12 protein-coding genes are annotated in these 12,464 nt (G+C 60.9%); 9 read left to right on the top strand and 3 right to left on the bottom strand.

Features of this window, described 5'->3' with window-relative positions; all coding sequences use genetic code 11:
* Positions 1 to 85: 85 nt before the first annotated feature.
* Entirely contained in the window at positions 86 to 1,126 is a 1,041-nt protein-coding gene (locus tag QC816_RS07460; protein ID WP_309781506.1) for a DctP family TRAP transporter solute-binding subunit, read from the bottom strand.
* A 168-nt stretch (positions 1,127 to 1,294) separates the two neighbouring features.
* On the opposite strand from QC816_RS07460, the gene QC816_RS07465 reads away from it, so the two are divergent.
* The 9 genes from QC816_RS07465 (at position 1,295) to mscL (ending at position 9,664) form a co-directional block, all read left to right on the top strand.
* Positions 1,295 to 1,972, top strand: a complete 678-nt coding sequence (locus tag QC816_RS07465; RefSeq protein ID WP_309781507.1) for a TetR/AcrR family transcriptional regulator — start codon at positions 1,295 to 1,297, stop codon at positions 1,970 to 1,972.
* A 180-nt stretch (positions 1,973 to 2,152) separates the two neighbouring features.
* Positions 2,153 to 3,490: a class-II fumarase/aspartase family protein gene (locus tag QC816_RS07470; protein ID WP_199284308.1), complete on the top strand. Its 1,338-nt coding sequence runs from the start codon at positions 2,153 to 2,155 to the stop codon at positions 3,488 to 3,490.
* A 178-nt stretch (positions 3,491 to 3,668) separates the two neighbouring features.
* A complete protein-coding gene (locus QC816_RS07475; RefSeq protein WP_066316433.1) occupies positions 3,669 to 4,490 on the top strand; it encodes a CoA transferase subunit A in 822 nt (273 codons plus the stop codon).
* Positions 4,487 to 5,260: a CoA-transferase subunit beta gene (locus QC816_RS07480; protein WP_264824948.1), complete on the top strand. Its 774-nt coding sequence runs from the start codon at positions 4,487 to 4,489 to the stop codon at positions 5,258 to 5,260. The genes QC816_RS07475 and QC816_RS07480 overlap by 4 nt, the downstream gene beginning before the upstream one ends.
* 25 nt (positions 5,261 to 5,285) lie before the next feature.
* On the top strand, positions 5,286 to 6,488 hold the full coding sequence (gene pcaF, locus QC816_RS07485; protein ID WP_309781828.1) for a 3-oxoadipyl-CoA thiolase: 1,203 nt from the start codon (positions 5,286 to 5,288) through the stop codon (positions 6,486 to 6,488).
* Between the two features lie 11 nt (positions 6,489 to 6,499).
* Entirely contained in the window at positions 6,500 to 7,696 is a 1,197-nt protein-coding gene (locus tag QC816_RS07490) for an alpha/beta fold hydrolase (RefSeq protein WP_309781508.1), read from the top strand.
* A gap of 33 nt (positions 7,697 to 7,729) precedes the next feature.
* Positions 7,730 to 8,452, top strand: a complete 723-nt coding sequence (gene pcaH / locus QC816_RS07495; RefSeq protein WP_199284305.1) for a protocatechuate 3,4-dioxygenase subunit beta — start codon at positions 7,730 to 7,732, stop codon at positions 8,450 to 8,452.
* Positions 8,453 to 8,468: 16 nt separating this feature from the next.
* Positions 8,469 to 9,113 carry a protocatechuate 3,4-dioxygenase subunit alpha gene (pcaG, locus tag QC816_RS07500; RefSeq protein WP_309781510.1) on the top strand — a complete coding sequence of 215 codons (645 nt, stop codon included), beginning with the start codon at positions 8,469 to 8,471 and terminating at the stop codon, positions 9,111 to 9,113.
* Positions 9,114 to 9,175: 62 nt separating this feature from the next.
* The gene (gene mscL, locus QC816_RS07505; protein ID WP_309781511.1) at positions 9,176 to 9,664 is read left to right on the top strand and encodes a large conductance mechanosensitive channel protein MscL; all 489 of its coding nucleotides are present in this window, start codon (positions 9,176 to 9,178) and stop codon (positions 9,662 to 9,664) included.
* 61 nt (positions 9,665 to 9,725) lie between these two features.
* Here mscL and QC816_RS07510 read toward each other — a convergent pair whose 3' ends face one another.
* Positions 9,726 to 10,985 carry a heme biosynthesis HemY N-terminal domain-containing protein gene (locus tag QC816_RS07510; RefSeq protein ID WP_264824945.1) on the bottom strand — a complete coding sequence of 420 codons (1,260 nt, stop codon included), beginning with the start codon at positions 10,983 to 10,985 and terminating at the stop codon, positions 9,726 to 9,728.
* Complete coding sequence (locus QC816_RS07515; protein ID WP_264824944.1) at positions 10,982 to 12,454, bottom strand: uroporphyrinogen-III C-methyltransferase; 1,473 nt, start codon at positions 12,452 to 12,454, stop codon at positions 10,982 to 10,984. The genes QC816_RS07510 and QC816_RS07515 overlap by 4 nt, the downstream gene beginning before the upstream one ends.
* Between the last annotated feature and the right edge of the window lie 10 nt (positions 12,455 to 12,464).

Below are 12,464 nucleotides of genomic sequence, written 5' to 3' on the forward strand. Positions count from 1 at the left end.
AGCACCTTCGATCGTTAGTCAGGTACGCAGGGTCGCGGGTGAGCCCTGAAGGGCCCACCCGCAAAGCGCTTTGGTCAAGCGGGGGTTAGAAGCGTGCGGCCGCATCTTCCACGGCGGAAGAAAGACGCTCGATCCACTCGGCATCATCGCCCAGCTCATCGCGCAGGTATGCCTGAACCGGTGGCTGAGCCGCTTCGCGGAAAGCCTCCATCTGCTCGGCAGTGGGCTGGGTGATTTCCATGCCCTCGGCTTCCAGCTTGGCGATACCCTCTGCCGAGTTGAACTGCTGAATGGCACGGCCGGTAGTGCCGGCGACCACAGCGGCGCGCTTCACGGCGGCCTGTTCTTCTGCGCTGAGCGACTGGAAGATCTCATCGTTGATCAGGATGTGATCCACGCCGTAGACGTGGCGGTCAAGCGTGAGGTAATCCTGAAACTCGTAGAAATTGTTGCCGTAAATCACCGAGATAGGATTCTCCTGGCCGTCGACCACGCCGGTGGCAAGCGCCGTCGGCACCTCACCCCAGGCGATACCCTGCGGTTCAGCGCCCAGTCCCTCTACCATTTCCTGATAGAGCGGAATGGTTTGCACGCGGAATTTCAGGCCTTCCATATCGTCCGGTGAGTGGATCGGGCGCACGGAGTTGGTGAAGTGACGAAAGCCCGTCTCGCCGTAGGCCAGCGTACGCAGGCCGGTCTCTTCCAGGCAGTGCTCGGCCAGGGCGGTGCCGAATTCGCCGTCCATCACTTCCCAGGCCACCGGCGCAGACGGGAAGGTATAAGGAATATCGGTAACGGCGACGGCTTCGCAGAAATTGGCGTAGGCGCCGGAAACCATTGAGATGGTGATGGTGCCATCCTGAGTACCTTCAATCAGCTCGGTCTCACCGCCCAGCGAGCCCGCGGGGTAAAGCTCCACGGTAAGGTCGGTTTCGGCTTCCACCAGGTTTTTGAACACCTGCCCGGCGGCGCCTTTTTTCGAGGTCGTCCAGTCGTCCGGGTCCACGTGGGCAAAGCGCAGCGTCTGTGCGGAGGCATGCGCCGCGCCGATGAGCGTGGCAGTGGCGATGGCAGCGGTCAGCGTGCGTTTCATGGACACGTTGGTGGTAGCGAGTGGTAAAGACATTGTTGTTGTCCTCTTGTCGGGCCGTTGTCATGGGGAGTGAAAAAGCCTTGAGCAAAGGCGTGCCAGGCCAATTCATTCTGTCCTTTTGAACAATGTACGAAATGGTACGTTCAGTCAAGCTGTGGCATACTAGACGAAAGACGACCACGACAATAAAAGGCATGCTCCATGACAGCGACTTCGGCTACGGCCAGCCCTAGAGACACACGGCGTCGGCGCAAGAATGACCCCGAATCCGTGCGCGCCGATATCCTCGCGGTAGCCACCCGTGAATTTTCCGAAAAGGGCCTTTCGGGGGCGCGGATCGATGAAATCGCCGAGAAGACCCGCGCCTCCAAGCGCATGATTTATTATTATTTCAGCGATAAAGAGACGCTCTACCTGCACACGCTGGAGGCCGCCTACCAGAAGGTGCGCCTGCAGGAAGCCGAGCTTGATCTGGATCACCTGGCCCCGCTCGAGGCGCTCTGTCGACTGGTGAGGTTCACGTTCTGCCATCACGCCAAGAATCCTGACTTTATTCGCCTGGTGATGATCGAAAATATTCACCACGGCCGGTTTCTGGCGCAGTCCGAACTGATTCAGTCGCTCAACGCAGGTGTGATTGATGTGCTTGGTGATGTCTATTCGCGGGGTGTTGCAACGGGCTGTTTTCGCGAGGGTCTGGACCCGAGGGAGCTGCACTGGCTGATCAGCGCGCTGTCATTCTTCAATGTCTCAAACCAGCACACCTTCTCGCGTATTTTTGACTGGCAGCAGACGGCGCCGGAGAACCAGCAGAAACTGGAAGACCACGTTACCGATATGGTGCTGCGCTACATACGGGTCGACCGGGAAGCGCCCTGATCGATGACGTAGGTCACCGATCATGACGATGGCGGGCACGTCAGTGATTGCAAGTTAGCGTCTGCCTATTTAGCGTATAGTTCGAATCGCGAACATCTGTGCAAATTCGTTCCTGCCGAGTCGTGACTTTGTGAACGGTGCCGCGGGTTCTGAACAACGCTAACAGGAGGCTTGACGCCCATGCCGGCCGGATTTTTAAAGCACCCCTTCATGAGCCAGCGCGCCGTCGCTGAATGTGACGACGACGCCATGGTTCGCGCCATGCTGACCGTTGAGTTGGCCCTGGCCGAGGTTCAGGAAGCCAGTGGCGCCATCCCGCATGGCGTGAGCCAGCAAATGCGAGAACAGCTTGCGCGTGCCGACCTTGATGCCTCAGAGATTGCCCAAGGCATTGCCAGCGGCGGCAACGCGGCGATTCCCTTCGTCAAGCAGGGCCGTGCGCTGCTCACCGATGATCTCAAGCGCTACTGGCATCAGGGGGCGACCAGCCAGGACGTAGTCGACTCCGCGCTGATGCTGCTGCTCAAGCCACGCCTGGCAGCACTCGATGAGTTGCTCTTGCGCTGTCGTTCGGCCGCGCTGGCGCTGATGGAGGCACACATCGACACGCCCATGGTGGGGCGCACCCTGATGCAGCAGGCGCTGCCGATGACCTTCGGGGTGAAGGTGGCTCACTGGGCTATCGGTCTGGAGCAGGCGCGCCGCCGTTTATTCGCCGTCGAGCTTCCCGTGCAGTTGGGTGGGGCGGTCGGCGTTCACTCGGGGTGGGATACCCTCGGGCTTGAGTGGATGGACGCCTTGGCCGGGCGGCTAGGCCTGGCGGTGCCGGTGTTGCCCTGGCATACCGATCGCTACCCGATCCATGCCCTTGGCACGGCGCTGGATGCAGTTGCCGGGGCAGCCGAGAAAATCGCCCTGGATGTGTCGCTGCTCACCCAGACCGAAGTCGGCGAAGTCGCGGAACCCACCGCGCCGGGGATGGGGGAGTCATCCTCGATGCCCCACAAGCGCAATCCGGTACGCAGCGCGCTGATTCGCGGCGCGGCGCGGCAAGTGCATGGTCATACCAGTGTGTTGGTCAACGCCACTGCCCAACCGCTTGAGCGGGGACTAGGCGAATGGCATGCGGAGTGGGCGCCGCTTACCGAGAGCGCGCTGCTGGTCGAAGGCGCACTGGAGCAAGTGGCGGTGTTGCTTGAAGGGTTGGAGGTGAACCCTGCCAACATGCACCGCAACCTCGCGGCAACCGGCGGCGGCATCATGGCCGAGCCGGTGGCGCGGCTGCTGGCTCCCACGCTGGGCGTGGAGCAAGCCAAAGCGATCAGCGCGGAAGCAGCTGAAACTTCACGCCGGGAAGCACGCCCCTATTCAGAGGTACTGGCCGAGCATCCTGATGTGAAAGGGGCCGTTAATCCCGATGCGCTGCGTGAAGCCTGCGACCCCGCTTTATACCTTGGTAGCAGCGCCGCCCAGGTCATGCGCACCAGGAAATGGCTCGCGTCCTCGTCAGCGCATTGAAAAACAAAGCGTTAAGTTCGGCTGTGGACGGGACGATGGATCCGGGCGCGCGGTTGGTGGGTGCCGCCGGGTTTGACCCAATGAGCATTCGGCAGTAACTTGTTCGTATGAAGAATCTATGTTCGCCTAACGAACAATTACCGATGAGTCAGTAATGTCCAGCTAAGAGGCACCCATCATGGCCGAGTTTCTCAGCCTGCATGACGCGGTAGCGCGCTTCGTCGAAGACGGCGCCACCGTGGCCATGGAAGGCTTTACCCATCTGATTCCTTTTGCGGCGGGCCACGAAGTCATCCGCCAGGAAAAGCGTGATCTGACGCTGATCCGCATGACCCCCGATATCATCTACGATCAGTTGATTGGCGCAGGCTGCGCCAAAAAGGTGATCTTCTCCTGGGGCGGCAACCCCGGCGTGGGCTCGCTGCACCGCCTGCGCGATGCGGTCGAGAAAGGCTGGCCGCATAAGGTCGAGATTCTGGAGCATAGCCACGCCGCCATGGCCTGCGCCTTTGAGGCAGGCGCGGCGGGATTGCCGCTGGCGGTTTTTCGCGGCTACATCGGCAGCGAGCTGCCCAGCGTCAACGACCAGATCAAGTTCATCGAGTGCCCGTTTACCGGGGAGCGCCTGGCCGCCGTGCCGTCGGTGCGCCCGGATGTGTCGATCATCCACGCCCAGCGGGCGGATCGGCAGGGCAATGTGCTGGTGGAAGGCATTGTCGGCGTCCAGAAGGAGGCGGTACTGGCGGCCACGCACAGCATCGTCACGGTGGAAGAGATCGTCGATGACCTTGATGCACACCCCAATGCCTGCGTGATTCCTGGCTGGGCCATCAGCGCTATTGCTGTCGCCGAGAAAGGCGCGCTGCCCTCCTACACCCACGGCTATTACGGCCGCAGCAACCGCTTCTATAAAGAGTGGGATGCCATCGCTCGCGATCGTGACACCTTCACCCGTTGGCTCGACGACAACGTTTACAGTGTAGGGGAGAACAGCAAATGACTCTCGAATATACCTCTTCTGAAATGATGTCGGTGACCGCCGCACGGGCGCTGGAAAACGGCATGACCTGCTTTGTGGGCATCGGTCTGCCCTCGGAAGCCGCCAACCTGGCACGGCTGACCCATGCCCCCGATGTGGTGCTGATCTACGAATCCGGCACGCTGCAGACCAAGCCCGATATTCTGCCGTTATCTATTGGCGATGGCGAGCTGTGCGAATCGGCGCTGACCACCGTGGCGGTACCGGAGATGTTCCGCTACTGGCTACAGGGCGGCAAAGTCGACGTGGGCTTTTTGGGCACCGCGCAGATCGACCGCTTTGCAAACCTCAACACGACGTTGATCGGCGATTACAAAGCGCCCAAGGTACGCCTGCCGGGCGGTGGCGGCGCGCCGGAAATCGCCACCAACGCCGGTGAAGTCTTTATCACCCTGAAGCACTCCAAGCGCGCCTTTGTGAAAGATGTCGACTTTGTCACCACCCTAGGCTTTGGCCGCGACGGCAAGGGGCGCGACAACGTGCCCAATATCGGTAAAGGCCCCACCCGCGTCATCACCGACCTGTGCGTGATGAAACCCGACCCGGCCACCAACGAGCTGGTCGTGGTGTCATTGCACCCAGGCGTCAGCCGTGAAGACGTGATTGACGCCACCGGCTGGGAAGTGCGCTTTGCCGAACAGCTCGCAAGCACGCCAGAACCCAGCGACAACGAGCTTGAGATCTTGCGTGAGCTCAAAGCACGCACCGAGCGGGCCCACGGGGGCGAATAAGGAGCTTGTCATGAGCAATGTCGAAATGAACGACGTCTATCTCTGTCACCCGCGTCGTACGGCTGTCGGTCGCTTTGGCGGTACGCTTGCCAGCGTGCGCCCGGATGATTTTGCCGCGACGATTTTCAAGGCCGTACTGGCGGAAGCGCCGACTCTCGATCCCGCAGCGATCGAAGAAGTCTTCATGGGCTGTGCCAACCAGGCCGGTGAAGATAACCGCAACGTGGCGCGGATGTCGTCGCTGCTGGCGGGCATTCCTGCCTCGGTGCCCGGTACCACCATGAACCGCCTGTGCGGCTCGGGGATGGACGCGGTGGGTACCGCGTTTCGCGCCATTAAAGCCGGTGAGATGGGGCTGGCGCTGGCAGGCGGCGTGGAGTCCATGTCCCGCGCGCCCTACGTCATGGGCAAGGCCGATAGCGCCTTTGCCCGAGGACAGAAGATTGAAGACACCACCATCGGCTGGCGCTTCATCAACCCGCTGATGAAGAACGCCTTCGGCGTCGAGTCCATGCCGGAGACCGCCGAGAACGTCGCCGAGCAGTTCGACATTTCCCGGGAAGACCAGGACGCCTTTGCGCTGCGCTCCCAGCAGAAAGCCGCCGCGGCACAACAGGGCGGACGTTTCGCGCAGGAAATTACCGCCATCGAGATCCCCCGCCGCAAGCAGGAACCGCTGATCTTCGATCAGGACGAGCACCTGCGGGAAACCACCCTCGAGAAACTCGCTGGCCTGCCCACGCCCTTCCGCGATGGAGGCAGTGTCACGGCGGGTAACGCCTCGGGCGTCAACGACGGCGCCGCCGCCATGCTGGTGGCCAGCGGCGCGGCGGTCAAACAGCACGGCCTTGCCCCGATGGCCAGAATCATCGGCATGGCCACGGCAGGCGTCGAGCCGCGCATCATGGGCTACGGGCCGGTCCCAGCCGTCAACCGGCTGCTGGAACGCACCGGTGTACGCCTCGATGACATCGATATTATCGAACTCAACGAAGCCTTTGCCGCCCAGGCACTGGCGTGTATGCGCGACCTGGGGCTGGCCGACGATGATCCTCGCGTCAACCCGAACGGCGGCGCGATTGCCCTGGGGCACCCGCTGGGCATGTCCGGAGCCCGCCTATTGCTGACCGCCGCCCATGAGCTGCAAAACAGCGGCAAGCGCTATGCGCTGTGCACCATGTGCGTAGGCGTGGGTCAGGGTATCGCGACGTTGATTGAACGCGTTTAACGGAGACCGTCATGGCATTTCATAGCATCAATGGCCGCAGCGTCGCGTACCGGCTGCTCGGCGCAGAAGTAAACCCGCTGGTTGTGCTGGCGCACCCGCTGGGCATGAGCCAGGCGGTATGGGACGACGTGATTCCCGCGCTGCTGCCCCGCTACCGGGTGCTGACCTGGGATCTGCCCGGTCACGGTGCCAGCCAGGCGGTCAGCGGCGAGCAGATCACGCCCGCTGATTTAGCCGCTGAGGCGCTGGCATTGGCAGAGCTGGCGGGCGCTGAGCGCTTTCACTTTGCCGGTACCTCCATTGGCGGTGTCGTCGGCCAGCAGTTGATTGCTGCGCATGGCGACCGCCTGCTCTCCGCGACGCTGACCAACACCGGCGCGGTGATCGGCAACCCGGAACTGTGGAACACCCGTGCAGGCCGCGTGCGCCAGGAGGGCCTGGCGGCGATGTCTGAAGAAATCGTGCCGCGCTGGTTTGCGCCAAAGGCGTTTGAGGCAAGCCCGGCGCTGAAAGCGGGCTGGTGCACCCAGATGGGCCGTGGCGACGATGAGTCCTACGCTCAGCTGTGTGAGATGCTTGGCCGCGATACGTTCACTGGAAAGCTCTCGGGTAAGAGCGCCCTTCATAAGGTCGTTCCTAATAAGGTCAAAGTACAGCTGTTTGGCGGAAGCGAAGATCTGGCCACGCCGCCCGCGACGCTGGAAGCCCTGGCGGCAGAGCTCGATGACGCACCGCTGGAGATTTTTGACAGTGTCGGCCATGTACCCTCGGTAGAAGCCCCGGCGCTGTTCGCGCAAAAGCTCCTCGGGGTGCTGGCAACGGATCTGGGCGACGTGGCCAACCACGGCGTGGCGTACGCGACCGGCCTGGAAACCCGCAAGCAGGTGTTGGGCGACGCACACGTTGAGCGTTCCACCGCCAATGCGAACAGCTTGGATGCCCCCTTCCAGCAGATGATTACCCGCCTGGCCTGGGGCGAGCTGTGGAGCAACGATGATTTAACCCGCCGTGAGCGCAGCATGATCACCACCGGGATTCTTGCCGCGCTAGGGCGCGAAGAGCTCACACTGCACTTGAAAACCGCCCAGCGTATTGGCCTAACGGAGGCGGAGCTGCGCCAGGTGCTGATGCACGTGGCGATTTACGGCGGCGTGCCAGCCGCCAATCACGCCTTTGCCCTCGCTAAAGAGTTGGGTTGGGGTGAATAGGCGAGACATGTTAACGAACGAGAGGTAAGGGTGATGAGCCACGACAACAAACGCTTTGTAGCACGTGACCGAGATTGGCATCCGCCTGCCTACGCCCCGGGCTATAAAACCTCGGTGCCGCGCTCGCCGCAGCAGGCGCTGGTGAGCATGCAGCAACCCACCGTGTCTGAACTGACTGGCCCCGATTTCAGCCATCTGCGCATGGGGCCCCACGATAACGACCTGCTGATGAACTTTTCCCAGGGGGAGGGGCTGCCCCAGGGGGAGCGGATCATCATGCATGGTCGCGTCGTCGATCAGTTCGGCAAGCCCGTACCGCATACCCTGGTCGAGATGTGGCAGGCCAATGCCGGCGGCCGCTATCGGCATAAAAAGGACGCCTATCTGGCGCCTTTGGATCCCCATTTCGGCGGTGTCGGGCGCTGCTTGACCGACGATCAGGGGGGGTACCGTTTCCGCACCATCAAGCCCGGCCCCTATCCCTGGCCCAACGATGTGAATAGCTGGCGCCCGGCCCATATCCATGTCTCGGTGACCGGGCCTTCAATCTCTACTCGTTTGATTACGCAGATGTATTTTGAAGGTGATCCGCTGATTCCGCTTTGCCCCATTGTGCATACGCTCAGCGATCCTGAGGCAGTGGACACCATGATCGGCCGACTCGATATGGCGCACAGTAAACCGATGGACTGCCTGGCCTACCGCTTTGACATCGTGGTGCGCGGCGAGCTGCAAACCTACTTCGAAAACCAGTAAGGCCAGGGGGATCATCATGCAACAACCCGCTATTCAACCCAACACCCAGCCAGCCAGCGAGCTGATGCTGCGCGAAACGGCGTCGCAAACCGCCGGCCCCTATGTGCATATTGGTCTGGCGCTCGCCGCAGCCGGCAACCCCGTTCGGGATGAAGAGGTCTGGAACGAGATGGCCAAGCCCGACGCCGAGGGTGAGCCTATCGAGATCGTGGGCACCGTGATTGACGGCAATGGCGACCTGGTGCGCGATGCGTTTCTAGAAGCCTGGCAGGCCGATGCCAACGGCAACTACCAGACCGATTACGACCTCGGCAAGCCGTTCAACAGCTTCGGCCGGACCGCTACCACCTTTGATCACGGCAGCGAGTGGTCGCTGACCACCATCAAGCCCGGCGCGGTGAAACACCCCAGCGGGCAACTGATGGCGCCGCACATTAACCTGGCGGTCTTTGCCCGGGGGGTCAATATTCACCTGCAAACACGGCTTTACTTCGATGATGAGGTTGAAGCGAACGCCCAGTGCCCGGTGCTTACGCGTATCGAATCGCCGACGCGCCGCCAGACCCTGATCGCCAGGCGCGAAGAGGTGGACGGCAAGGTGCGTTATCGCTTTGATATCCGCCTGCAGGGCGAAGGCGAGACGGTATTTTTTGATTTTTAGCTTTGTTACGGACGAGCGTGTACCCTCAAGCAAGTAGCTTTATTAATTCACCGAGCAGCGCAATGGCAAAGATTTTCAAGGAATTCCGAGAGTTTGCTGTTAAAGGCAACGTTGTGGATATGGCCGTTGGGATTATCATCGGCAGCGCGTTTACGCTGATTGTGCAAAGCCTGGTGGCCGACGTGATGAACCCGCTGATCGGTTTGCTGGTGGGCGGCATCGATTTTTCGAACCTGTTTATTGTTCTGCGCCAGGGGGTCACCGAAGGCCCTTATGCAACGCTTGGCGAGGCCCAGGCAGCGGGGGCCGTGACCTTGAACATCGGGCTGTTTATTAACGCAGTAGTCAGTTTTGCGATCGTCGCCTTAGTGGTGTTCCTACTGGTGCGTACCATCAACCGCTTGAAACGTGAAGAAGCGCTGGCTCCGGCGAGCCCTATAGAAGAGCCCTGCCCTTATTGCCTGATGATCATTCCCATCAAGGCCACGCGCTGCGGCCATTGCACGGCGACGCTGCCTGGCGGCGTCGTTGAGCATCAGGCCGAAAGCTGAGCGTTTGCCAGCCATAAAAAAGGTGCCCGCAGGCACCTTTTCCAGTGGCTGCCGCGTGACGCTAGGCGCGCTTGGCGGCTTTCTTGCTGCTCGGCTGGCTATCGCTGGCATCGCTTGGCTGGGGCAGCGAAGGCAGAGACTTGGCCAGCATTTCCACGCTGTGGCGGTAGTAAAGCTGGCTTTTGTTATGCTCGCCGAGACTGGCGTAGAGGCGAGCAAGCTCGGCGCAGACCACACCGCTGGGGCGTTGGCGTTGGCTGGCCTCAAAGTACTCTTGTGCTTTGGTCCATTTACCGGTGCGTAGTGACAATCGCCCGCAGGCAAGCAGCAGCTCGGGGTCGTTAGGCCGTTCCTGAAGCCATTTTTCCGCTTTGACGAGCTGGCGTGACGGATCGACATTGAGCAATCCGTAACGCTTCACAAGCCGGGCATCCCAGTGGTGATCGAGAGAGTGATTCAGCAACCGTTCGGCAATGGTGTCTTCGTTGGCCTGTAGCAGGGCCTCGGCGTACAGCACGATGAGCTCGGTCTTGCCGCGCAGGTAGTCGGGCATGTCTGCCCAGAGGCTGCGAACACGCTCGATATCGCTCGGATTTTTGGCCTCGAAGATAATCAGCTCACGGTATGCTTTGAACTCGAGTTCTTCGCGCTCCTGCTGTGAAATCAGCTTTTGCGCGGCTAACCGGGGGATCAGCCGGCGTAATCCTTCCCAGTCGTTGACGCTCAGGAAGACCTGCTTGAGAAGCTTGAGTACTTGCGGGTGATTAGACAGCTGCTTGTCCAAGCGGTTAAGAATTGCCAACGCTTCTTCAGGCTGCTGGCGGTCGATCAGTAATTGCGCCTGCATCAAGCCAATGGCGGTATCAGCACCTTCCGTCGTCAGTTGGGCTTGATTGATGTGCTCTTGGGATTGGGTGTAGTTGCCTTGATAGTGTGCCGCCAGGGCTGCCGATAGGTAGTTCACCAGCGGCGTGCTGGAATCATCGGCCGCTTTCACCAGCGTTTTTTCTGCGCGTTTCCAGCGCCCTTCGGTCATGGCCACCAGCCCCCGCACAGTGCGCTTCATGGCACGGCGGTTGCGGGCGCGGCTATTCCAGGTGCGAAATCGGCCTACCGGGCGAATCATGCCGCTTAGCAGGCGCAGTATAAAATGCAGCACCAGAAAGGCGGCCAACAGCAGTACAAGGCCAAACCAGAAGGAGGTTTGCACCGAGGTGTCACCGACGCGTATCAGCCAGTAGCCGGGCACTGACATCATCAGGTGGCCAAACAGCGCCCCAACGGCGAGCCCGGCAACAATCAGCAGGATGAGCTTTCTCATGACTCACCTCCCTCTTGTTGCTGGCGCGACTCGTGGCGGTTGTCGATAAATTCCGCCATGGCCTGTTGCGATCCGCTGATATCCGGCAGTTCGGGCTCGACGGTCACCTCCTTGAGTTCTTCAAGGCGCTCGATCACGCGCTGGGTTTCTTCCCGAGAGGTGTCATAGTAACCGTTGATCAGTTCCAACGCCTTGTCGATACTCGCTTCGTAAAGCGACTGCTCTTCTTTGAGCAAGGCTAACTGGGATTGCTCAAGTATCAGCCGCAGACTTTGGCGCAGGTATGATTCCTGCTCCGGCGTGACCAGCGCTTCCAGGGCTTCGTCATGGTGGCGAATCATCACCAGGTCTTTCAGTTCTTCGCCGAAGCGGGCCAGTTGGCGCTCGAAGGTGCCTGTGGGCGGCTGCTCGATGCTCGAGGTCACCGCACGCTCTTCCACTGCCTGGGAAAGGCGCAACCCGGCGACGCGTTCCTGTTGCGCATTCAGCGCCAGATAGACCCCGGTGCGGTCCAGGCGCGGGACAGCATCAAGGGCGGCCAGTTCGTTGGCGATTTCCCGCCGGACGGATGTCAAGGCAGGGTTGTCGGCATCTTCCAGGCGCGCATCGGCGGTGCGCAGCAGCGCAGTGGCACCTTCAACATCACCTTCCAACTGCAGACGCTGGTTGGCGAGGCGCAATAAATAAGCGGCTTCGGCATGCAGCCAGTCGCGCTCATCGGTTTCCTGCTCTTGAGATAGTTGCGCCAGTACGTCGTCCAGGGTGTCGTCGACGTTGCTGCGATAGTTGGCAAACTCATCGCGCAGCTCGCTGATGGTGCTGTCAAACTGTTGCTCGCGCTGGGCTTGAGCGTTTTCAAGCTGCGCGGCAAGGTCGTCAACGGCCTGTTGCGTCGCACTGCTTTCACTGAGTTCATTAAGTCGCTGCTGCTGGGCTTCCAAGCGTAGCCAGCCCTGCCAGGCGACCACGCCCACCGCTATCGCCAGTAGCAGTACCAACACAATGGCAAACCCGCCTTTGCCTTTGCCGCCGCCAGTGGGCGGCGTGGATTGGGACGGCGGGCTTTGCTTGTTGCCGGATGAAGGCGTTGACGACGAAGCAGGACTTTTTGCGCTGCTGGAAGAGGTATCCTGTGAAGAGCCACTCTTCTTGGGATCGCTGGACGCAGAGGCTTGTTGCCCGTCGCTTGATTGATTGGCGCCTTGGTTCTTTGGCTGGGTTGTATCCTGAGCGGCGTTTTTGGCGCTTTTCTGGCGTCGCCGTGAGCGCTGACCACTGGATGAGGAAGCAGGCGTCTGCGACGACGCTGAGGTGTTTGTCGAGGGGCTGGAATCGTCGCCATGACTACCAGGGGCGCCATTAGGAGGGGAGCCGGTTGTGGAGGATGACGACGGCGCCGCCTTGTCCTCACCAGCGGTATTCGCCGCGTTTTTCTGGGTGTCGTCCTGATCGCTTGTTTGTTTGCTCATCTGTCGCTAG

This window comes from Vreelandella janggokensis, from assembly GCF_031451615.1.
GTDB classification, from domain to species: domain Bacteria; phylum Pseudomonadota; class Gammaproteobacteria; order Pseudomonadales; family Halomonadaceae; genus Vreelandella; species Vreelandella janggokensis.